The organism is Pseudoalteromonas sp. S16_S37, assembly GCF_014694405.1.
Classification (GTDB): domain Bacteria; phylum Pseudomonadota; class Gammaproteobacteria; order Enterobacterales; family Alteromonadaceae; genus Pseudoalteromonas.
Genome location: NZ_JAAUWV010000040.1, coordinates 14056 through 35668 on the forward strand (window position 1 = coordinate 14056; position 21613 = coordinate 35668).

The window sequence follows — 21613 nt, forward strand, 5'->3', positions numbered from 1 at the left end:
AAATGGCGCAAAGAATTTTATATAGCCAGTAATGAAAAAATTCACGCCACCAGAAAAATTTGAGTCGCACAGATTAGTTGGCGGCGCATTCGAACATTTAAATGACATTTTTAAACTCCAAGAGCAAATTGATTGGCCCAGCTTTGAGTGGCTCAACAGTTTAGTTGATACAAAGAATCATCAAGCCAAGCCCATTGAATTTGTCAGTGATGCCAAGCTGCAAGATGAAACGCGTTATTATGAGCAAATCATTTTTGAAACAGGGCAGGTACCTACCAGGGAGCAAAACTGGCATGACTTGTTTGGCGCAATGATCTGGAGCTTGTTTCCTAAAAGCAAATCTTTACTTAATAAACGCCATATTGATGAAATTAATGTTCATGGTTTAAAACATCGCAGTAAGCAACGTAATGCATTGACGCTTTTTGATGAATGTGGCGTTATTATCGCGATGACCGATGAAACGTTTGCTGCCAAGCTTAAAGAACATCAGTGGCATGACGTTTTTGTGCATAGTCGTGCGCGGTGGGGCAATGATATTAAGCCATTTATATTCGGTCATGCTAATTATGAAATGCTGACACAGCCTTTTGTTGGTCTAACCGGTAAAGCGTTATGCATGGTGGTAGATAAGCACTTTTTCAGCTTGGACCTTACAAAGCAATATGAGATGTTAGACGCTCAATTAGTCAACATGATACAAAGCGATGGTGTGCTTGATGATAACTCGGCATTGTCGCCACTCCCCTTGTTAGGCGTGCCCACTTGGTGCGACGACAATCAACATCCTGAATATTATGATAATACTGACTATTTCAGACCAAAACGAAGGAATACGCATGATAGAAGTCAAGGCGCTACAAAAGCGCTTTAAATTGACCAAAGAACATCAGCAAAAGGGTAAGTCTAAAGACATAAGAGAGCACGACGGCTATTTTCATTCGGTAAAAAATGTCAGTTTTTCGTGTGCTCAAGGTGAAGTGTTAGGGTTACTAGGCCCAAATGGTGCGGGTAAAACCACAACGCTACGTATGCTCTCAACTGCATTGAAGCCTGATAGCGGACAAATCACCATAAATGGCCAAGACATTATCAAAAAGCCGCTAATTGGGCGACGCTCTATTGGCTTTTTGTCGGGCTCAACAGGGTTATATGGTCGCTTAAGTGCGCGTGAAAACGTAGAGTATTTTGCCAAATTGCATGGCTTAAAAGGGCGGGAGCTTAAGTCTCGATGTGATGCTCTTTTTGAAAAGCTCGATATGACTGAGTTTTTAGATAAACGCGCTGAGCACCTTTCAACGGGAATGAAACAAAAAACCAATATCGCACGAGCGGTTATCCATCAGCCAGACGTTGTGGTGCTAGATGAACCGACAACGGGTTTGGATATTATGACCACGCAAACGGTGATCAACTTTATTCGTGAGCTCAAAAATAACGGCACACCGGTGATTTTCTCAACCCATCACTTGGACGAAGTTGCACTGCTGTGCGATAGAATTTGTGTGATTGATAAAGGGGTGAGTTGTTTTGACGACAGCGTGGCGCAGTTCAAAACACAAGGGAAGAGCGATGAGCTAAACCAAGCCTTTATGAATCTGTTACAAGGAGCTGCGCATGTTTGAGGTATTTAAGAAGGAGCTATTAGAGCTTGTTAGAGACCGAAAAACGCTGTTTTTTGTGTTAGCCCTCCCTATGCTGATATTTCCTGTGCTCATGGGGCTAGTTGCATTTTTAGGTTCGCAGGCTGCGCTCAAAGCCGAGCAAAAAGTGCATACCTATTACATCGTCAATGAGCAACATAGCGCACAATTTGCTGAGCGGGTTTTTTACCATAAAAGCTTTAAAAAATATGATGGAGAACAACAGTTTTCGACTATCGATGAATTAAAGCAAGCGGTGCAAAGTGGTGCGATTGATGTGGGGATATTTTTAGATGCAGATCCGACTCAAACGCTAGAGCGCGGTGAGCAAGCAAGTTGGCAAGTGGTCTTTAATGATGCGCAAAGTATTAACTTTATATACGACAGACTTAAATCAATAGCGAATGAATTATCCGACTCGTTGCGTGAACAAGCCTTGATTGCATTGGGGGTAGACAAACAAAAGCAAGCGGCAATGTTGCAGCCGATCTTGGTTAGCAAAGTAGATACGGCAGATAGGCGAGAAAACCTTGGCGAAAAACTTGGAGCCTTTATTCCCTATTTATTGATCCCTCTTGTGCTTATGGGCGCGAGCTATCCAGCTATTGACCTTGGCGCGGGCGAAAAAGAGCGAGGCACGTTAGAGACGTTATTATTAACGCCAGTTACACGCACGCAATTGGTGTTGGGCAAGTTTTTAACGGTATTGCTCAGTTCTTTAGCCTGTGCCACAGTCACTGTGCTGAGTATGGCTATTTGGGTATCGGTTGCGATTAGTTTTGTGGAGCTTGATACCATAAAGTCAGCGTTTTCGAGCGTGACGAGCGTTGATTTTATGTTGATATTTGCGCTGTTGGTGCCCATAGCGGCTATCTTTTCGTCTTTGGTTTTGGCGATTTCTATCTACGCTCGTACTTTCAAAGAGGCGCAAAACTATATGGCTCCTTTGAGTATGGGGGTGTTTTTGCCAATCGTTATTTCATTGATGCCAAATATGGTACTCAACGCAAAAACAGCACTCATTCCAGTGACTAATGTTGCATTGGCAATTAAAGAAATTGTTAAAGGCACGGTAGATTACGGCTTGCTAACTATGATTGTGTTAACCTCGATTGGCCTTGCTGCGCTATTGCTAGCATTTTGTGTTAGGTGGTTTTCTAAAGAAACCGTGTTATTTAGATAGCTTAGATGGTAGATAAAAAGCGCGATGTGATTTTTAAAGTATCGCGCTTTTATTATATTTACTGAAAATATGCGCGAACTATTATGCCGCTTTAGCTTTGCCTGTGGTTTTTATTTTATCAAGCTCAACCACATTGATAACGTGCTGAATGTCTGACCAATGCAATAACTCAATTCGGCCGTTTTGACCTTCGACCAGCGCGGTACAATTCTCAATCCAGTCACCATCATTGCAATATACGATGCCATCTTGCACTTTGATGGCAGGTTGGTGAATATGGCCACAAATGATGCCATCTACTCCTTGCTTTTTCGCTTCATGAATTGCCGCAGACTCAAATGCACTAATGGCTTCACGGGCTTTGTGTACACGATTTTTAAGCCAAGATGCTAATGACCAATAGTGGCCCCCATACAGGCGGCGTATACGGTTCGTCCAGCGATTTAAAAATAGCAAAAAGTCGTAAGCTGCATCGCCTGCAATACTTATTAGTTTGTTATAGCGCGTAGCTGAATCAAAATCATCGCCATGCAGCAGCAAAAACTTCTTACCCAGTGAGGTGGTATGAATAAAGGTTTTGTGCACTTCTACGTTAAAGAGGCTTTTACCTACGTAGCTGCGAAACGTTTCATCGTGGTTACCAGGAATGTACACAACACGTGTACCTGATTCGGCTTTAGCTTGGATACATTCAAGCACTTTGTAATGGGAAGGTTGCCAATAAAATTGACGCTTCATTGACCACAAATCAACAATGTCGCCCACCAGATAGAGTACATCACAGCGTGTGCTGTTTAAAAAATCTAGCAAGTAGTCGGCTTTGCAATCCTTGTAGCCTAGATGAACATCCGAGATCCAAATACTCGGGTAGTACGTTGTAGTCATAGTCCGTGGCCTCAAGCGTAATAAAAACTAAACTAATGCGCTTAGATGAACAAACCATTACATTTATACGACATATTAGAGAAGGTTATTATTTAAAATGAATCCAGCAACAGTTAGCACTGAAATTACTCTCTTACCTTATGCTGTATGTTGTACATCATTTTAGCTAAGTTAACGCTTAAGTTAGAATAACGATATCTACTTGCAACAAAGCAGCAAGGATTTAGCATGCGTAAAACAATACCTGTATCACTATTAAGCCTTTTAGTAGTTGCCTGCGCGACAAGTAACACAACACAGATTCAAAACAATGCACCTGCATACTATATCGACTTAATTGCAGATAAGAGTCAGACACTGCTCTATCAATACTGGATATGTGCGAAACAATAATCGCATTTCGAGGCTTTATGTTTTGCTATTTGCATTGTTTAATCACATTTTAGTGATGAACTTGATTTGCTCGAATTCGATTTTCAGTATGCTTTATCCTTAATTGATATGATACAATAGTTGCGTTTTTTGTAATTATGAAGCTCAATAAACAATCTATAGACTTGAGCATGTTTGATTAGCTGCTTTATTGTCTGGCTATTTTGAATGTGTTCATGTGGCCCAAACGAAATGTCGAAAATAAAGAGTGACGGTTTAACCAGTGTTGGCTATACATTATTTATGGTGTTTTTTTTCGTTGTGACGGTATCTGTCAATGGCGATCACTTTAACTAAAGAAGAAAAAAGCATACTGAAGAATGTGTCGATCCCGCCTCGTCCTGAAGTGCTGATCCAATTCTCTCAAGAGACCAAAAAACCAGAGCCTAATATAAGTGCGATCGCTAATATCTTGCATGCAGACGTTGGGATTTCTGCGGCGGTGCTGCAAGTTGTAAATTCTGCAGCATTTCGTCGTAATAGAGAAATTGAGTCTATTGATCAAGCAATTATGACTCTTGGTTTGAAGAGACTCGTGCCACTGGTCAAAGCGGTCGCATTGAAATCAACGGTTGGACACAACAGTGCGATGAGCAACTTCTGGGAGGAACAAACTGAAATAGCCCAATATGCCTCAGTGCTCGCCAATGCGCTGCAAAAACCATCATTGGCTAACCATGCTTATATGCTCGGTTTATTCCATTTTGTTGGCGTGCCAATCCTTAATCAGCATTTTGATGATTATGAAAATATCATTGCTTTAGCTGATGAAAGTGGCTGGGATCATGCTGCTACACAAGAAATGGCACAGTACAAAACCAACCATGCAACCATAGGTTCGTTATTGGCAGCTCAGTGGGGCTTACCCAAGGTCATGGTCTATGTGATCTATTATATGCATGACGTGGAGGGGATTTTTAGTTCTGGAGAACTCGATAGTACTGGGTTGGGGTTATTGAGCATTTTGAAAGTAGCGAGGCATGTTGCTTTTTTAAAAGCTAACCCTGACAAAGAAGACCCAGAGTGGCAAGCGGTACAAGAGGATATCCTCGATTATTTAAAAATTGATGAAAGCGAAATGTCAGATTTGATTTTGTCTATTGATGAGTAGCATTGCATGTCTTTATTGTCATCATGTTACAATTTTGTTTTATGTAACTACATTAACAAAGGGCATTTAGTGTAACACTACGAGCATTAATATGAGCTAATTCCGGTGTTATTAAGCATGAGCCAGAAGTGCGTGATGAGGTGGATGTTGCGCCCTTAACTAGGTTTTTCAGCTATGTGTTGCGATGTACGCTAGTTGATGGGAGATTAAACGTTTAAAAAGAGGGTAAACGTGACGTTTACCCTTGGCATTTAATAACGGTAGGTGATGGATGCACCCATGTTTTTCGGGTCGATGACGCCAACGTAACCATGCTCGTAATGGCGTCCAGCAGGTTCAACGTAATTAAAAGCTTTTTCATCAAAAACATTATTGATAAATGCTGAAAACAGCCAATTGTCTATCTCATATTCGGCTTGGATACGTGATATCGTGTAATTACCCGCTACACGCTCTTGAGTGTTTCCTATCTCTGTGAAGTATTCGTCTACTTTGACGGTACTAAAACGCATGTTCAACTGATCTGTAACCCAATAAGTCAAAGCGACATTCGCGGTATAACCAGGAGCCGAGCTAAGCTCTTTACAGTTATAAGCAGCGTACTGGACAGAGTTGTCTTTTATTTCACTACGTAATAAGCCCAACCCTGTTTTTATTTGCAGGTCGTTGGTTAGCATTGCAGACAGCTCAAACTCCGTGCCGTAGGTGATCACTTTGTCCATGTTTGAGATTTTTCTAAGTACACCAACAGCTTGGTAATTGCTGTAATTGTTATAGAAAACGTTAGCGCTTAAATTAATATCTTTATTAATCGCCGAGCGAATACCAAGCTCATAGGTGTTTACTGTCTCTGAGTCGTAGTAGTAATATTCACCCGTTTCCCATATTAGGGCACCACCACCAGAATTATAGCCACGTCGTGCGCTTATTGATGCTGTACTGTTTTCGTTGATATGGTACTGCAACACAAACTTTGGTAAACGAATGGTTTTATCTCTATCCAGATCTGATTTACTCAATTCTTGTTTAACTTGTCGGTTAAAACTACGTTGCTGAGATTCTTTCTCAATACGGCCACCGACGGTCACCGTAAAAGGCGAGTAGGGGCGGTAGCTTAGTTCCCCATAAATTGATTTAGACTCACTACTATCATCACCAAAATATGAAAATGAACTCTCGCTGTGATAGTTTTGTTCCCGATCAAAGTAAGCGAGACCGACAAAACCTGACACAGTGTTATCTGTATAATTTAGTTTTAAATCAACACTGCTATTGTCTTCAGACATTTTCATGACTTGGTCACGAGCTGGATTAGCTTCATAGGAATCAAAGCCCCAATCGTAGTCCATTGTAGACATCAGTACTTCGTAGTCTAGCTTGTTATTTAACTGATAATTTAGTTTAAGGCTAGTCGTATGGGAATCGGTATTCATGTAACGCTCCCACACTGGCACAAATGCCCAAGGATCATCAGCGATATAGTATGTGCGCCCAGTATTACCTTTTTCCTTGCTGACAGCGTGGCTGAGCAACGCTTTGAAGCCACTATATTGGCTAGGTTGCCACAACAGCTTAAAACGCGTTTTTTGAGTGTTCAATTCGTTTAAGTCAAAGCGAGCCGGATTACTATCGTACTCAACACTGTTGTCATAATCATCACCATCAACACGTTGTACAGTTACTCTAAAAGCCAGTTCATTATCAATCAAAGGTCCCGATGCCATAACCGATGTATCGACATAGCGATCTTGGTTACGATATGCAACTCGTCCCGCGCCTTGCCAATCAAAGGAGGGGTCTTTGGTTTTGATAAACATAGTGCCGCCTATACTGTTTTTACCGTGGCTGGTTGATTGTGGGCCTCGGAGAACCTCAATTTGCTCAATATCCCACATACCTGTATCACCAGTTAGATCGGCCATAAAAGGTTCAGAGATGCCATCAATCAGGGTTGATACACGTGCTTTAGCACCACCCGATACGCCATTGAAGCCCGACGCTGAACCATTACCCGAAACACCGCGAATGTCGGGTTTTGCGCCTGGCAAAACAACAACGTTGGCTATTTCTGCGACCGCACTGCTTAAGCTTAAGTGCGTTAGGTCTTGTAACTGGGATTCGTCAATAACAGCAACGGAAGAGGCCGTATCTTTTAGAGAACGATGTGTTTTCTCACCCATTACAACGATGGTTTCGATAGATTCGAGGTTTTTCTTACTAACGTCTGCGTAGCTAAGGGAAGAGGAAAAGGCGCAACTGATACAGATTGTTAATAATGACTTTTTGGTATAAAGCTTGTTTACCATGTTAGTCCTTGTTTGTTGGTTAAAAAAGCGAGGAATTAAAATATTCACACAATGTAAATAAAAGCGATTATCATATCAATTTCTTTTTGTGTTGCTGTAACGAAAACATTCGTTATAATCTAGGCTGCATTTTTAATTTGTAATTGATTGAGAAATGGAGTTTTTATCGTGTTAGCTTTGCTATTTATTGTTCTGCTAGTCGCAGGATTAGCTATTTTGTACTGCGCTAATAAACATCAACATTTGCTGAACAAACCTTTGTCTTCTAATGCAAAAAAAATTGGCTACGTTTTCTTGTTACTGGCTGCGTTATGCGCGTTCTTGTTGTTTGTAGGCTCAGCTGTTGTTTTTTCATACTTGATATCTGTGATGGTGCTCACTGCTTTAATTCCCTTAACAGCGTTACTTCTTTTTGGTAAATCTCAATGAACAGTGTTTTTAAGCAAAAAAAATTTAAGTCACAGTGGCTGGGCAAGACCATAACTGGCTTAGTGTTAGGTCTGGGGTTAAGTTTTGCTCTAGTAGGTCTTTTCGCTTGGATAGGAGCTGATAGCTTAAGCCAATCTCTTAGTAATGAGCGGTTGTTATGGCGCACTCAGTTTAGCATGTGGCTTATCACACCAATTTGGTTACTGATATTTAGTTTTGTTTATATGTTTAATAGTGCTAAACAGGCTGTACTTTGGTTGGGAAGTGCCACACTGGTGGTTTTTATCATGCTGATAGTTGCAAGGGGAATATCATGAAAATTCGTTCTGATATATTGCGAGCTTACCAATATATTCATACTTGGACAGGGATCACCGCAGGTTTACTGCTATTTATTGGCTTTTTTGCTGGGGCTATCACTATGTTTGCGCCTCACATTGATAAGTGGGCAACCCCACCGACAGTCCATTTACCTCAAGTTCAAAGTGAGCAATATGATGCGTTAATACGAGCTGTATTTGCAAAGTATCCCGAATCTCAAAATGACGTTAAGATAAGTTTTGAACAGGGGCATTCACCAGTCACTTGGTATCAACAAGGTAATCCTAGAGAGCTGCGCTTAGACGATCAGCTGTGGCATGCTAGCTTTAACAGCACTGAAGAACTTATCTCACATACTAGAGGTATCAATGAGTTATCGTCTTTGGTTGATTACCTGCATCGCAGCGCCGGCCTAGTTGGCGAAGTTGGGCACGATCATTTTGGTGTATACGTGCTAGGGGTAGCGGCAATTTTATATTTTCTTGCTTTGGTATCAGGACTAATACTTTTGTTACCGAGTTTGACGAAAAGTTTTTTCGCATTGAGGACGAATAAAGGCGCTTCTCGCTTTTGGTTGGATACACATAACCTTATCGGTATAACAAGCCTACCATTTCACATTGTTATTGCGGTCACGGTGATTGTGTTCGCGTTTCATGACTTTTTTTATGCCGGGTTAGTTAAAATTTATGGTGATAAGCCATTATTTGCTCGCCAAATGCCCGCCACAGTTGAGTTTAAAGTTGATAACTTACCTAGCTTAAATGAGATTATGGCTAGAGCTAAGGTTTACGCACCCGATCATCAAATCACAGAGATAAATCTTAGCCGATTGAACAGTAAAATGCCTTCAGCATCAATCCAGTTAGTCAGCGATCAACATATGTTGCGTGGCCCTAAGTCTGATTTCTTGTTTATGAACCCATATACCTTTGAAGTAACGACAAGCAGTATCACAAACGGCGATCAGGGTATTTGGGGTGACATAGTTACCACTATGTTTGGTTTGCATTTTGGAAGTTACGGTGGAGAACTAGGGCGCTGGGCATATTTTATTATGGGTATTTTGGGCGCAGTGTTGTTTTATACTGGGAATTTACTTTGGATCGAAAAACGTCGTCAACAAACACTGCCAGTACAATCAAAATCCAGTCGCTTTATGGGTAAGTTAACGGTAGGTGTTGCGATGGGGTCGATACTCGGTGTTGCTACCTCATTTGCGCTCACTAAGTGGATTGTTCTTACAAGCCTAAACATCAACCAAATTTATATGTGGGTGTATTACAGTTGCTTTATTTTGACTTTACTTGCCTCATTTCTATTCGGGATGAGTCAAACGGCTGTCGTATCACAAAGACTGATAGCGGTGCTCTGTTTGTCGCTACCCGCAACTTCACTCTTCGCACTGTGCTTGCCAAGTCTATCTATTTGGCCAGCTAATGAGTTTTCTTCCGTAGTACTAGAGTTATGTGCAGGTGTTATCGGCATTATTTTTTGGCACATGGCAAATAAGACTAAACAGCGTGCCTATTATGGCGATCAGAATAGTGTTTGGTATGTGGGAGATAAAAATAGTACATCAAGCATTAAATTGAGCTTGTCTGCTTAGCGAATATGATTCGTATAGTCTCAAATAACAATAAAGGAAAAGTACAGACAATAATAATATGCCAGTTCACAATTAAACTGGCATAATTTTCAGGCAAGTTGCCTAATCGCGTTTATGATTCATTTTGTATACTTTTGATCTAGGTTTATCTGAGACTTTTTTATCAGATTCTTCAGGTAGTTTAATTGCTGGAAGACGCTCATCTGGTTTTATATCTTCAATACGGCGAAGCGTATTTACCTGAATATGGGGCCACAATGTTGTTTCACCGCTTGAGCCAAACATAAATTCAAAGTCGACAATTTGTTCATATTGTAACTGTTGAATTGTTTTGGTCTTGCCTTCGTTTTCCCAATCGTCTATTTCAACGTCTTCAAGCCACATGCGATAACGCATTCTTACAACTCGACAATACCGCTCAATCATCACGTTATTAACAGTGGCACCTTGAACACCTGTATCATGGCGTGAGTCTAGTTCAATTAGGTCGTACGATTTAAACTTAACGGTTTTGTTAAATTCACTTAACTTCAGGTTAGGTTGTACAGTGTAAGGGTATTGTGCGCCGAACTTATTGTAGTTAAAGATACGCAAAAAATAGGCTTGAGCGCTATTAAGACCAAGTTCTTCGCGTGTTTCGTTTGTCCACTCAGGTTTGTTTTTAAGTGTCGCATCCTTGAAATCTCTTTGTGGGTCTAGCCCCATTGTGGGAGATATAGAAAGGTATTGTGGTTCCCAAAGGTCAGCAATTTTTGGGGCTTTTGCTTTAGAGCAACTTTCGGTCACACCTCCTGTTATGTGGATTGTTGTACCGTGTGGGATCACGCCAGAGCGAGATATGGAATGCGGAGGCACAAACTGTGGGCCTAACTCATTTGGCCCAATGACTGGTGCGCCGCCATCTTCTTCGACTGACTCTAAGCTAGAAGGATGTTGGAACAAAGAGTGGGGGTTTTGATACTGGCCGTTATCTTCCCAAGGCATAGTGTTGTCACCTAGCCAAAGATACATGCCATTCTCAAAATGTTGTAGTTCGCCATCATTATCAATAATGGCCGTTTCATATTTAACTGGACCGTTAAACTGCTCGTTAGATCCTGCGCGATTACGAACGGGGGCGTTAACTTGTGTGAAGGTGAGCTGTTCACGATATTCTTGGGACTTAAAGTGAAACACACCGAAAATAGTTTCTGAAGAGGTGCCTGGAGAGGGCATACAAGTGGTGTGTAATCCGGTTGGTCCATCTTTCCAGTTCACCCATGTGCCGTGAAGTTTTTGCAATACACCAAATTGTGCTTTCTTAGGTTCACCCTCGCGCCACTCTGGATAGGGTCTGACTGACGACTTTTGTAATTCGCTTGACATGATATGCTCCTTATTTTCTTTGCTAAATTACCACTAACGCTATTCAGTCATGTCTAAAAGAGAAGTATCATTTCCAATAGAATTGACTGAAGAATCGAAGGGTAAACGTTTAGAAAAGATGGACCAAATTGTTGCCCTTGACAATTACGAGAGATTACACGCCAATGATTAGATTAAGCTATTGATAGGGAGCGGATATCAATCGTAGTATTCAATATCGTAAATCTCACCCACGTTTTCGAGTAATTGTTGTGTCGCTACAAATAAACCCGATTCTTCGAGTTGCTTGTAGTCGGAAAATATCAGGAGCCATTCTTTTAGTAATTTGAATGAAATATAGTGTCGGATAGCTGTGGGTGTGATCGGTATTAGACTAAGTAGGTTATTTGAATCTACGCAGGTCAAACCATCCCCTAATGAAGGTATCACCCCCGATAGTGTAAAACTATGTTCAATATGGATTTCTTCACTTTGGAAGTGAAAATAAAGGTCGTAACTCAAATGGGCAAAACTACGCTTATCCTGTTCAAACACTTCCAAGTGAATACCGTCGTTGTCTACTTCTAAGCGCGCTGGTTCGAACCCTTCTGAGCGGCGAGTTCTAGTTGATATGGTATCTTTTTCAATTGATAGGTTAGAGGCCTTAAACTTTTTCTCGAAATGTTTGTGATAACTCAGGCTTTTGTATTTATAAAAAAGGTACGTGATTATTAAAACAATGAGCAAAACAATATTGTACATGGCGACAAGTTTCTTTGGGGGTTTTTACTAAAGGACTGGAATGAAGGGCAACGAAAATAGCGTTAAGCGATCTGTACGATCGAACTTAACGCTATCAAGTTGTATTATTTAATTAGCCACGGATCTGAGCTGTAATTACTGCTACAGCTTCATCGATATCAAGCATCAGCTGTTCACCTGTACGGCGGTTTTTAAGCTCTACTTGGTTGTTATCTAAGTTGCGTTCACCGATAACAAGTGTGTACGGTACACCAAGCAGCTCCATGTCGTTGAACATAACACCAGGGCGCTCTTTACGGTCATCAAACAACACGTCGATACCAGCTTGCTTAAATTCGCTGTACAAGCGCTCTGCAATGTCAGGAATACGATGAGACTTGTGCATGTTCATTGGCACTATCGCAAGCTCAAATGGTGCAAGTGCAGTAGTCCACTTGATACCGTGGTCATCGTTGTTTTGCTCAATTGCTGCCGCGACTATACGAGATACACCAATACCATAACACCCCATGGTCATAATTTGGTTTTTACCGTTTTCGCCAAGCACCCCGGCATTCATTGCTTGCGAGTATTTAGTGCCTAATTGGAAAATATGGCCCACTTCAATACCGCGTTTGATTTGTAGCGTGCCTTTACCACAAGGACTTGGATCGCCTTCAACCACGTTGCGCAGGTCAAATACTTCATAGTTGCTAACATCTCTGTCCCAGTTGATGCCGCTGTAGTGTTCGCCGTCTTTGTTTGCACCTGCAACAAAGTCAGCCATAACCGCAGCGCTTCTATCCACGATAATAGGCATGTTAAGGCCAACAGGGCCAAGCGAGCCTGGGTGAGCACCAATGGCTGCAAAAATATCTTCTTCTTTGGCCATTTCAAGCGGTGAGTCTACCAGTGGGTGCTTTTCTGCTTTTAACTCGTTAAGTTCATGGTCACCACGTAGGATCAAAGCAACTAAACCGCGTTGTTCGTTTTCATCTGGCGTACCATAAACAATAAGTGTTTTAACGCCGCGGTGTGGTTTAACACCGTGTTTGGCTTTTAGGTCTGCAATGGTTTTAGCGTCTGGAGTTGCAAAAGTGTTTAACTCTTTACTTGGCTCAGGGCGTGCTTCAGTCGGTGCGAGTGCTTCCGCTTTTTCGATGTTTGCAGCGTAATCACTTTCAGTGCTAAACGCGATTGCATCTTCACCAGACTCTGCTAATACGTGGAATTCGTGTGACACGCTGCCACCAATTGAACCTGTGTCAGCGATAACTGGGCGATAATCAAGTCCCAAACGCTCAAACACATTACAATACGCTTTGTGCATGCGCTGATAAGTTTCGGCTAAACACGCTTCAGTCATATGGAAAGAATAAGCATCTTTCATGGTGAATTCACGTGCGCGCATTACACCAAAACGTGGGCGTACTTCGTCACGTACTTTTGTTTGTACTTGGTACAACGTTAAAGGTAACTGCTTATAGCTGCTGATCTCTTTGCGTACTAAGTCGGTGATAACTTCTTCGTGTGTTGGGCCAAGAGCGAACGGTCGGTTGTGTCTATCGGTGATGCGAAGCAGCTCAGGACCAAACTGTTCCCAACGGCCAGATTCTTGCCAAAGATCGGCAGGTTGGATAACAGGCATGAGCATTTCAATTGCACCTGCTTTGTCCATTTCTTCACGCACAACTTGCTCTACTTTGCGTAGCACTTTTAATCCAGATGGCAGCCAAGTGTATAAACCTGAAGCCAGTTTGCGGATCATACCCGCACGTAACATTAACTGGTGGCTGATAATTTCAGCATCTGATGGCGTTTCTTTTAATGTCGCCAAAATATATTGACTGGTACGCATGATGGTTCCGTTCGTAATGTAATTGTTTTTCAAAAGTCTAGCGCGTAGTTTATCAGCGCTAGGGCGCTACACAAAGTGTTTATTCGTGGGTTATCTCAATCACTTTATTGTGTTGTTCGTCAACTTGCCAACGAATATTGAATTCGTACAAGCTCATGCCGTAAAACTGGGTTTGTTGCTTTTGTTTTTTATAGGCAGGACGCGGGTCTTGCTTGAGCACATTGGTGATGAATTCTTGCAGATCCGGATATTGCGTTTGCTTTGCAATGAAATCATTTGCTTGTTCACTAAACTCAACAGTCATAGGCGTTTGGGGACGTGTATCTGCAAAACCTGCACTGGCATCCGTCATTGCGTCGGAGTAGGGTAAATATGGTTTGATATCAACAATTGGCGTGCCATCTAGCAAGTCTATGCCAGAGAGCAACAGGGCCAATTGGCCATTTTTATATTCTACCCCTTCAAGTTTTACTGCACTCATACCTATAGCGTTTGGGCGAAATGTGGCGCGGGTGGCAAATACCCCTTTGCGTTCGTTACCGCCCAAGCGAGGTGGGCGAACCAGTGCTGAGTAACCTTTATCTGCTGTTTCGTGAAAACGAAACAACAGCCATAGGTGACTAAATTCTTCAATACCACGAACAAATTCTTCTCGACTAAAGTCTTCGCAAAATACCAGCTTTGCTTTTGCTTGTGGTACAAGCCTAGGTTGGCGTGGAATAGCAAATTTTTGTTTATAAGGCGATTGGATATAGCCAATAGGTTGAATTTGATAGCTTTGCACTGTTGTTATGTCACTACTTTAAATAAAGGCGGCCGCGATTGTAGCGCGTATGGGCCTGTTTATCTACGCTCAACGGGTTATAGGCGGTGTGAAGTTAACCTAAGGTTTAATCTTCAATCGTGCGCTGCAATAAAGACTCGGTTTCAATGGCGATTTCTTTCATTTTTATCGCGTATAACTCAAGTTTTTTTTGCTCTTCTGTTTTTGGTTTAAATTGCGGCACAGGTACTGGGTAGCCGGCTTTATCCATAGCAATAAAGCTGATAATACAGTGGTTACTTTCAACTAAGGATTGCTTTTGTGGGTCACCGCAGCGTACACGAATAAATATCTGCATGCTGGTTTTGCCTGTATGGGCAATTTGCGCTGATACTTCAACGATTTGGCCAACTAGAATAGGGCGTTTGAATCTTACGCCAGCTACAGAAACGGTGACGCAGTAGCTGCCACTCCAACCAGCGGCACAGGCATAACCCGCCTGATCTATCCATTTCATAACAATGCCACCGTGTACTTTACCGCCAAAGTTTACATCGGTGGGCTCTGCTAAAAATCTAAATACCACTTCTGAGTGTCCACTCATAGCTTAGTGCTCTTTATTTGCGACTTTTGATTAAGTATATGCAATATTTAGATTTTTGCTGGTCTTCGGATAGGCAGAGTAAAAAGGGGCCATAGGCCCCTGCAATTTAGGTTGGATACACTTTAGTAAAGTTACATATTTGGATAATTAGGACCGCCGGCACCTTCTGGTGTTACCCAAGTAATGTTTTGGCTTGGATCTTTAATATCACAGGTTTTACAGTGAACGCAGTTTTGTGCGTTAATCACAAACTGCTTTTCACCTTGCTCGTTCTCGTTCACCTCATACACGCCAGCAGGGCAGTAGCGCAGGGCAGGCTCGGCGTATTTTTCAAGGTTGACGTTAATAGGAATACTGGCATCGGCCAATTGCAAATGGCACGGCTGCGATTCTTCGTGGTTGGTATTAGATAAAAACACCGACGACAGCTTGTCGAAGCTCAATTTGCCATCAGGTTTTGGGTAGCCGATGGTTTGGCATTCAGAAGCCGGCTTTAACGTCGCATAATCATGGTGCTCGTCTTTGAACGTAAATGGCAAAGACCCAGAAAAGATATTTTGATCTAGGGTGTTGTATGCGCCACCTAAAATTCGGCCAAACTTGTGAATGGCAGGGCCAAAATTACGAGACTGATACAGCTCATCGTATAGCCAGCTTGATTTAAATTTATCAGCAAAGCTGGTTAAATCCGCAGCAGGTTGTTCTGAACTCAACGCTTCTATAATGCAGTCAGCAGCTAACATGCCTGACTTCATCGCAGTGTGATTACCTTTGATTTTGGCAAAATTAAGCGTACCTGCATCACAGCCTACCAATAGGCCACCTGGGAAATGCATTTTAGGTAAACTGTGGAACCCACCTTTGGCAATTGCACGAGCGCCATAAGCGATACGTTCACCGCCCTCTAACACTTGAGCAAACACGGGGTGATGCTTCATGCGTTGAAACTCATCAAAGGGGCTCAAATACGGGTTGCTGTAATTTAAGTCGATGATAAGGCCAACCACCACCTGATTGTTTTCGGCGTGATACATAAACGACCCACCATGGGTATCGTTTTCAAGTGGCCAGCCTGTACCATGTACCACAGTGCCTTCTTTGTGTTTGGCAGGGTCGATTTGCCAAATTTCTTTAAAGCCAATGCCGTAATGCTGCGGTGTTGCGTCTTTATCAAGCGCAAACTGTTTAATAAGTTGTTTGCCTAAGTGACCACGACAGCCCTCTGCAAATACCGTGTACTTAGCACGCAGCTCCATTCCTGGCATATAGCTATCTTTAGGTTGGCCGTCTTTATCAACGCCCATATCGCCGGTGATAATCCCCTTAACTTCGTTATCTTCCACAATCAGTGAATGAGCACTAAAGCCTGGGAATATCTCTACGCCTAATTGTTCTGCTTGCTCGGCTAGCCAGCGACATACGTTGCCCATCGAGACAATGTAGTTGCCATGGTTTTTAAATGTTTTTGGCACCGCGATATGTGGAATGCTGGTGGCTTTATCGTTACTTTTAAATAGATAAATGTCGTCTTGCGTAACTTGCGTGGTGATTGGTGCGCCTTTTTCTTGCCAATCGGGTAGTAGTTCATCTAATGCTTTGGTTTCAAAAACAGCACCAGATAAAATATGTGCGCCAACTTCAGAGCCTTTTTCAACGACACAGATCATGAGTTCTTTTTCTTGTTGCTGTGCCTGTTGTGCTAGTCGGATTGCGCATGACAGCCCAGCAGGGCCAGCGCCAACAACCACAACATCGAATTCCATGGTTTCGCGTTCAACCATTTTAACCTCACTATATTTGACGGTGTATTAACTAAAAAGAGGTTTTAGTTTTTATTACGTTAAAGTAAGGTTATTTTAGGTTGACGTTTACGTCAACAGGAAGTAGTCTGATTCTATAAAATAAATATGTTGACGTAGACGTTAGCTTTAAGAATAACCAGATGATGGAGTAACCATGAAAGTACTTGTGCCAATCAAACGTGTGATTGACTACAACGTCAAGGCAAGAGTTAAGCCAGACAACAGTGATGTTGATTTAACGAACGTTAAAATGGCAATGAACCCATTTTGCGAAATTGCTGTTGAAGAGGCTATCCGTTTAAAAGAAGCGGGTACAGCCAGTGAAGTGATAGCCGTATCTATCGGTGATAAAGCATGCCAAGAGCAGCTTCGTACCGCATTAGCACTGGGTGCTGACAGAGCCATTCATATTGAAACTGACGCTAAACTTGAGTCTTTGCATGTTGCTAAACTGCTTGCCAAATTAGTTGAGCAAGAGCAGCCTGAGCTGGTTATTCTAGGTAAACAGTCAATTGATTCAGATAACAACCAAACAGGTCAAATGTTGGCGGCACTTACAAAACGCAGCCAAGGTACATTTGCGTCAAAAGTGGTTATTGAAGCTGGTAAAGCGCAAGTAACTCGTGAAGTAGATGGTGGTTTGCAAACGGTATCGTTAACTCTACCAGCCATTGTTACAACCGACTTACGTTTAAATGAGCCACGTTACGCATCGCTACCAAACATCATGAAAGCCAAGCGCAAACCACTAGATGTGATTGCAGCAGACAGCCTAGGTGTTGATCTTGCGCCGCGCATCGAACTGGTTAAAGTTGAAGAGCCAGCTAAGCGTGAAGCGGGTGTCATTGTTGAGAGTGTTGAAGAGCTAGTAACCAAATTAAAAACTGAAGCAAAGGTGATCTCATGAGCGTATTAGTTATTGCAGAGCATGAACATGGTCAACTAAAGCCTGAGACCGCAAAAGTTGTCAATGCTGCCGTTGCTATCGGTGGTGATGTAGAAGTATTAGTAGCGGGCCATAATGTGGCTGATGTTGCCAACAGCGCGGCATTGATTGCCGGCGTTAATAAAGTACGTGTTGCTGATAGCGCTGCGTTTGAGCACCAACTAGCAGAAAACACCGCCGACTTAATCGTCGAGTTAGCATCAAGCTACAGTCACATTTTAGCGAGTGCTTCAACAACGGGTAAAAATACGTTGCCACGCGTGAGTGCATTGTTAGATAAATCACAAGTTTCTGAGATTGTGGGCGTAGTTGACGCCGACACGTTTAAGCGCCCGATTTATGCAGGTAATGCCATTGCAACGGTTAAATCTAATGAGTCGCAAAAAGTGATCACGGTTCGAGCAAGCGCATTTGACGCACAAGTCGAGCAGGGCGCATGTGAAGTTGAAAACTTGTCTCTGAGCATGGACAACGCGTTAAGTGCTTTTGTAAGCGTTGAGCAAACAGAATCAGAGCGTCCAGAACTTAACGCCGCACCAGTGGTTATTTCTGGTGGTCGTGGTATGCAAAACGGCGAAAACTTCGCATTACTTAACGGTATTGCAGATAAGTTAGGCGCTGCAATTGGTGCGTCGCGTGCCGCTGTGGATGCTGGCTTCGTTCCAAACGATATGCAAGTGGGTCAAACGGGTAAAATCGTTGCTCCGGATTTGTATATTGCCGTAGGTATTAGTGGCGCGATCCAACACCTAGCGGGTATGAAAGATTCCAAAGTGATTGTGGCCATCAATAAAGACCCAGATGCGCCAATTTTCCAAGTTGCCGATTATGGCCTAGTAGCTGATTTATTCGATGTGCTACCAGAGCTAGAAGCTGCATTATAATAAGAGCAACAAAATTCTGGTTGTTAAAGCCGTGTGCCGAAAGGCCGCGGCTTTTTTTGTTTTATTTAACCAATAAACTATTTGAGTTATATAAGCTTTCTGTAATTGACAGCCCACACATGAATAGCTTTAAACTCATTTGGCATCAGCAGTGTTGTTAATAAATTTGCACTAGGTACAGATAGTAACATTACTCAAAAAGAGCAGAGCAACTAAGTTATTTTTGATATAACAGGTGCTGAAGCCGCAGCTACACGTCGAAAGTATAATTTTGGTGCATTGATTAGTTAGTTTTAAGAAGAAGTCATGCAATATATACTCAAGCTTTACTTTGGTCACTAGTAAGAAGCAGATAGGTATGATCAAAGTGGGAGGGTGCCATTTTTGTTATGATTTGAGGCTTTAGTATCAACACCATCAAGCTAATCATAAACTGATTTTGTTACAGATTATTCAAGGTCGGGATATTATATAATCATCAATAATTTCTTAAATGACACAGATTTAGTTTAAATTGCAAGGTGTTGTATTTATTATGGATTCAACTTATCATGTACCCATTTTATTAATTAAACCGATATCCACAATAAGTGCTAGCGTGCAGCTAGGATAATTGCTGTACGTCTATGTAAACATATAAAAGGAATGCTATGAAATGCATATTTAAACTCGGCTTGTTACCTGCTTGTTTCGTTGCCTCGAGCTACGTATCTGCTCACTATGATTCGCAGCAATGGAACGCAAAGTTTGATTTGATAAGCAACCAGTATCAGGCGCAATATTCAAAAGGCTTCATAGACTCGGCTAGTTTAGCATGGGCAGAAAGCTACTATTTGGACGCTTTGATCGAGATGTACCAAGCCACAGGTGATAGTCAATATCTTGATGTGTTTAATCAACGAGCTTCGATGGTCATAAATAACTCTAAAGATGACGCAGGTCTCGGGCTTGATGGCTATAAAGGCTGGAGCACCAATAGGTATTCTAACGATGGTGTAGAAAACATTGGCGCAGAGCTGGTAGATAGCGGTGACGCAACGTTGCCAAAGGGCTGGCATAGATGGCAATCCAGTTCATTAACTGCTTATAGAAATACTGCGGAAAAGGTATCTGGCCAAGCTGGGTTCACAGTAAAAACAGCGCCACCTTCAGGAGGTTGGCAAGTTTTGCAAACACCCCTTGTTAATCTTTATAAAGCAAGCAAAGAGTATGATTCTAATCGGCGCTATCACTATTCTTTTACTGCGAAAATCGAAAACTGTGATTCAGCTGTGAAAGGGCAATTTCAAGTTTATGATTTTACGACAAAGAAGATACTCGCAACTACTGATGTTGACTCAACGCAATATCACACATATCAAGGGGAGTTTGTAACGCCGGTAAACAACGCGCATGATGTGCAGGTTCGCCTTTACGCGTCGGAACATATAAAACAATGTACAGTTCATTTTGATGACATTAATGTAAAGGCCGCTGCTGAGTATGTTGTACATGACGGTATGATAGCAGCGCCCTTGGCGAAGTTTGTAAAGCTAGCGCGACTAAATAAAATGCCTGAGCGCTACTATAATGATGCGCTTACATATTATGACTTTCTGACAGCTCAGTTATTCCCTAAGTGGCAAAAAGATTTAAAACCCACGCTTAGTGGATATCGTGTTTACCGTTTTGCCGATGATTCTTCAAGCCGCAAACCGGCTCAGTCTTTACCACACAATCAATATCTTGCTATACAGCGTGCTTATGCGGAACTATCCCAAATCCCGAATATTGACCAAGAATATGTCGGTTTAGCGCGTGATCTAATCTTGAGTTTTAAAAGCCAGCTTAAACAAGCACCTTATACAGATGCGAATGGCAATCCTAGTTACCGTTATCAATGGAGCTATTGGAATATGTTGATGGCAAACGATACGATTGCCGATGGCTTTGATTGGACCTCAAGTGAAGACACTAGCCATGGTAATCTTGATATAGCAGCGGCTGTTAGTAGTTATCATGCTGGGATTGGATTTGATGAGCAGGAGATGGGTTATTTTGCCAATACGGCGAAATTTATGATCAGCGATTGCGGTTCGTTTAGCCTGCGTGTGAATAACTGTTATAGCAAAGCACCGAATAACTCTTTGCGATGGTGGATGCAATTAGCTCAGTTCAGCCCGTATATTCATCATTCAGCTCGTACCATCTTGGAAGGCGACTTTGATAGTATTGTCGGTGTAAGCCAACGTTATTATATGGGCGCAATTGCACAACTGCTCAAAGGCTATATCGTATATGCACAGGAGTTTGATAACCCGGCGGAACAAACGTTGCCATCAGGTTGGCGTTATTGGCAGTCAAACCCGAAGACGGCACTTTTGAGCAATCAAGCGGCACATTCAGGTAGCATGGGTCTAATCGTAAAGAACGACCCTAGTTATGGCTGGCAAGTAGCGCTAAAAGAATTTGCTTATGAGCCCAACGCGAAATATAGATTATCTGTGATGGGGCGCGTATTTTCAGGGCAAGCGAACGGCAGAGTGATGATTTACGATGCTACAGCTAAAAAGGTGATTGCTAATTCCGTCTTTTCTGCAACTGATTGGCAGCATGTGACACTAAAATTTGACGCACCACAAAGTGCTGATCATACGCTTCAAATTTACTTGTACTCTTCTAATTGGAAAGTTGATGCAGAGATACATTTTGACGATTTAGAGATTTATCGAGTGCAATAACAAGCGATTATAAAGGGCACCCACTTAGGTGC

The 21613-nt window shown here is 42.2% G+C and carries 18 protein-coding genes; 10 read left to right on the forward strand and 8 right to left on the reverse strand.

Features of this window, described 5'->3' with window-relative positions:
- Nucleotides 1-31: 31 nt before the first annotated feature.
- The 3 genes from HC733_RS15805 to HC733_RS15815 are packed head-to-tail and all read left to right on the forward strand — an operon-like array spanning nucleotide 32 to nucleotide 2826.
- On the forward strand, nucleotides 32-874 hold the full coding sequence (locus HC733_RS15805) for a DUF3025 domain-containing protein (protein WP_190365981.1): 843 nt from the start codon (nucleotides 32-34) through the stop codon (nucleotides 872-874).
- The gene (locus tag HC733_RS15810) at nucleotides 840-1625 is read left to right on the forward strand and encodes an ABC transporter ATP-binding protein (protein ID WP_190365982.1); all 786 of its coding nucleotides are present in this window, start codon (nucleotides 840-842) and stop codon (nucleotides 1623-1625) included. Before HC733_RS15805 ends, HC733_RS15810 begins: the two co-directional genes overlap by 35 nt.
- A complete protein-coding gene (locus HC733_RS15815) occupies nucleotides 1618-2826 on the forward strand; it encodes an ABC transporter permease (RefSeq protein WP_190365983.1) in 1209 nt (402 codons plus the stop codon). Before HC733_RS15810 ends, HC733_RS15815 begins: the two co-directional genes overlap by 8 nt.
- Before the next feature lie 81 nt (nucleotides 2827-2907).
- Here HC733_RS15815 and HC733_RS15820 read toward each other — a convergent pair whose 3' ends face one another.
- Entirely contained in the window at nucleotides 2908-3711 is an 804-nt protein-coding gene (locus HC733_RS15820) for a UDP-2,3-diacylglucosamine diphosphatase (protein WP_190365984.1), read from the reverse strand.
- 228 nt (nucleotides 3712-3939) lie between these two features.
- On the opposite strand from HC733_RS15820, the gene HC733_RS15825 reads away from it, so the two are divergent.
- Complete coding sequence (locus HC733_RS15825; RefSeq protein ID WP_190365985.1) at nucleotides 3940-4104, forward strand: hypothetical protein; 165 nt, start codon at nucleotides 3940-3942, stop codon at nucleotides 4102-4104.
- A gap of 316 nt (nucleotides 4105-4420) precedes the next feature.
- Nucleotides 4421-5254 (forward strand): HDOD domain-containing protein, encoded by an 834-nt coding sequence (locus tag HC733_RS15830; RefSeq protein ID WP_190365986.1) that lies wholly within the window; start codon nucleotides 4421-4423, stop codon nucleotides 5252-5254.
- A 251-nt stretch (nucleotides 5255-5505) separates the two neighbouring features.
- On the opposite strand, the gene HC733_RS15835 is transcribed toward HC733_RS15830, so the two are convergent.
- Nucleotides 5506-7560, reverse strand: coding sequence for a TonB-dependent receptor (locus tag HC733_RS15835; RefSeq protein WP_190365987.1), 2055 nt, complete (start codon nucleotides 7558-7560; stop codon nucleotides 5506-5508).
- Between the two features lie 425 nt (nucleotides 7561-7985).
- Here HC733_RS15835 and HC733_RS15840 point away from each other — a divergent pair, with 425 nt between their 5' ends.
- Nucleotides 7986-8306, forward strand: coding sequence for a hypothetical protein (locus HC733_RS15840; RefSeq protein WP_190365988.1), 321 nt, complete (start codon nucleotides 7986-7988; stop codon nucleotides 8304-8306).
- Nucleotides 8303-9919 (forward strand): PepSY-associated TM helix domain-containing protein, encoded by a 1617-nt coding sequence (locus tag HC733_RS15845; protein ID WP_190365989.1) that lies wholly within the window; start codon nucleotides 8303-8305, stop codon nucleotides 9917-9919. Before HC733_RS15840 ends, HC733_RS15845 begins: the two co-directional genes overlap by 4 nt.
- Before the next feature lie 102 nt (nucleotides 9920-10021).
- Here the strand turns inward: HC733_RS15845 and HC733_RS15850 are convergent, their stop codons facing one another.
- From HC733_RS15850 to HC733_RS15875, 6 genes are all read right to left on the reverse strand, one after another.
- On the reverse strand, nucleotides 10022-11284 hold the full coding sequence (locus HC733_RS15850) for a peroxidase, FMP-type (RefSeq protein WP_190365990.1): 1263 nt from the start codon (nucleotides 11282-11284) through the stop codon (nucleotides 10022-10024).
- A gap of 198 nt (nucleotides 11285-11482) precedes the next feature.
- Nucleotides 11483-12025 (reverse strand): hypothetical protein, encoded by a 543-nt coding sequence (locus tag HC733_RS15855; protein WP_190365991.1) that lies wholly within the window; start codon nucleotides 12023-12025, stop codon nucleotides 11483-11485.
- Nucleotides 12026-12137: 112 nt separating this feature from the next.
- Nucleotides 12138-13862: a proline--tRNA ligase gene (locus HC733_RS15860; protein ID WP_190365992.1), complete on the reverse strand. Its 1725-nt coding sequence runs from the start codon at nucleotides 13860-13862 to the stop codon at nucleotides 12138-12140.
- 79 nt (nucleotides 13863-13941) lie between these two features.
- Nucleotides 13942-14646: a tRNA (N6-threonylcarbamoyladenosine(37)-N6)-methyltransferase TrmO gene (gene tsaA, locus HC733_RS15865; RefSeq protein ID WP_190365993.1), complete on the reverse strand. Its 705-nt coding sequence runs from the start codon at nucleotides 14644-14646 to the stop codon at nucleotides 13942-13944.
- A gap of 106 nt (nucleotides 14647-14752) precedes the next feature.
- Nucleotides 14753-15229, reverse strand: coding sequence for an acyl-CoA thioesterase (locus HC733_RS15870; protein WP_152085857.1), 477 nt, complete (start codon nucleotides 15227-15229; stop codon nucleotides 14753-14755).
- Nucleotides 15230-15360: 131 nt separating this feature from the next.
- The gene (locus tag HC733_RS15875) at nucleotides 15361-17010 is read right to left on the reverse strand and encodes an electron transfer flavoprotein-ubiquinone oxidoreductase (RefSeq protein ID WP_190365994.1); all 1650 of its coding nucleotides are present in this window, start codon (nucleotides 17008-17010) and stop codon (nucleotides 15361-15363) included.
- 175 nt (nucleotides 17011-17185) lie between these two features.
- Between HC733_RS15875 and HC733_RS15880 the strand changes: the two genes are divergently transcribed.
- From HC733_RS15880 to HC733_RS15890, 3 genes are all read left to right on the forward strand, one after another.
- Entirely contained in the window at nucleotides 17186-17938 is a 753-nt protein-coding gene (locus HC733_RS15880; RefSeq protein ID WP_190365995.1) for an electron transfer flavoprotein subunit beta/FixA family protein, read from the forward strand.
- Entirely contained in the window at nucleotides 17935-18861 is a 927-nt protein-coding gene (locus HC733_RS15885; protein ID WP_190365996.1) for an electron transfer flavoprotein subunit alpha/FixB family protein, read from the forward strand. The genes HC733_RS15880 and HC733_RS15885 overlap by 4 nt, the downstream gene beginning before the upstream one ends.
- 650 nt (nucleotides 18862-19511) lie before the next feature.
- On the forward strand, nucleotides 19512-21581 hold the full coding sequence (locus HC733_RS15890; RefSeq protein WP_190365997.1) for a carbohydrate binding domain-containing protein: 2070 nt from the start codon (nucleotides 19512-19514) through the stop codon (nucleotides 21579-21581).
- Nucleotides 21582-21613: the final 32 nt, after the last annotated feature.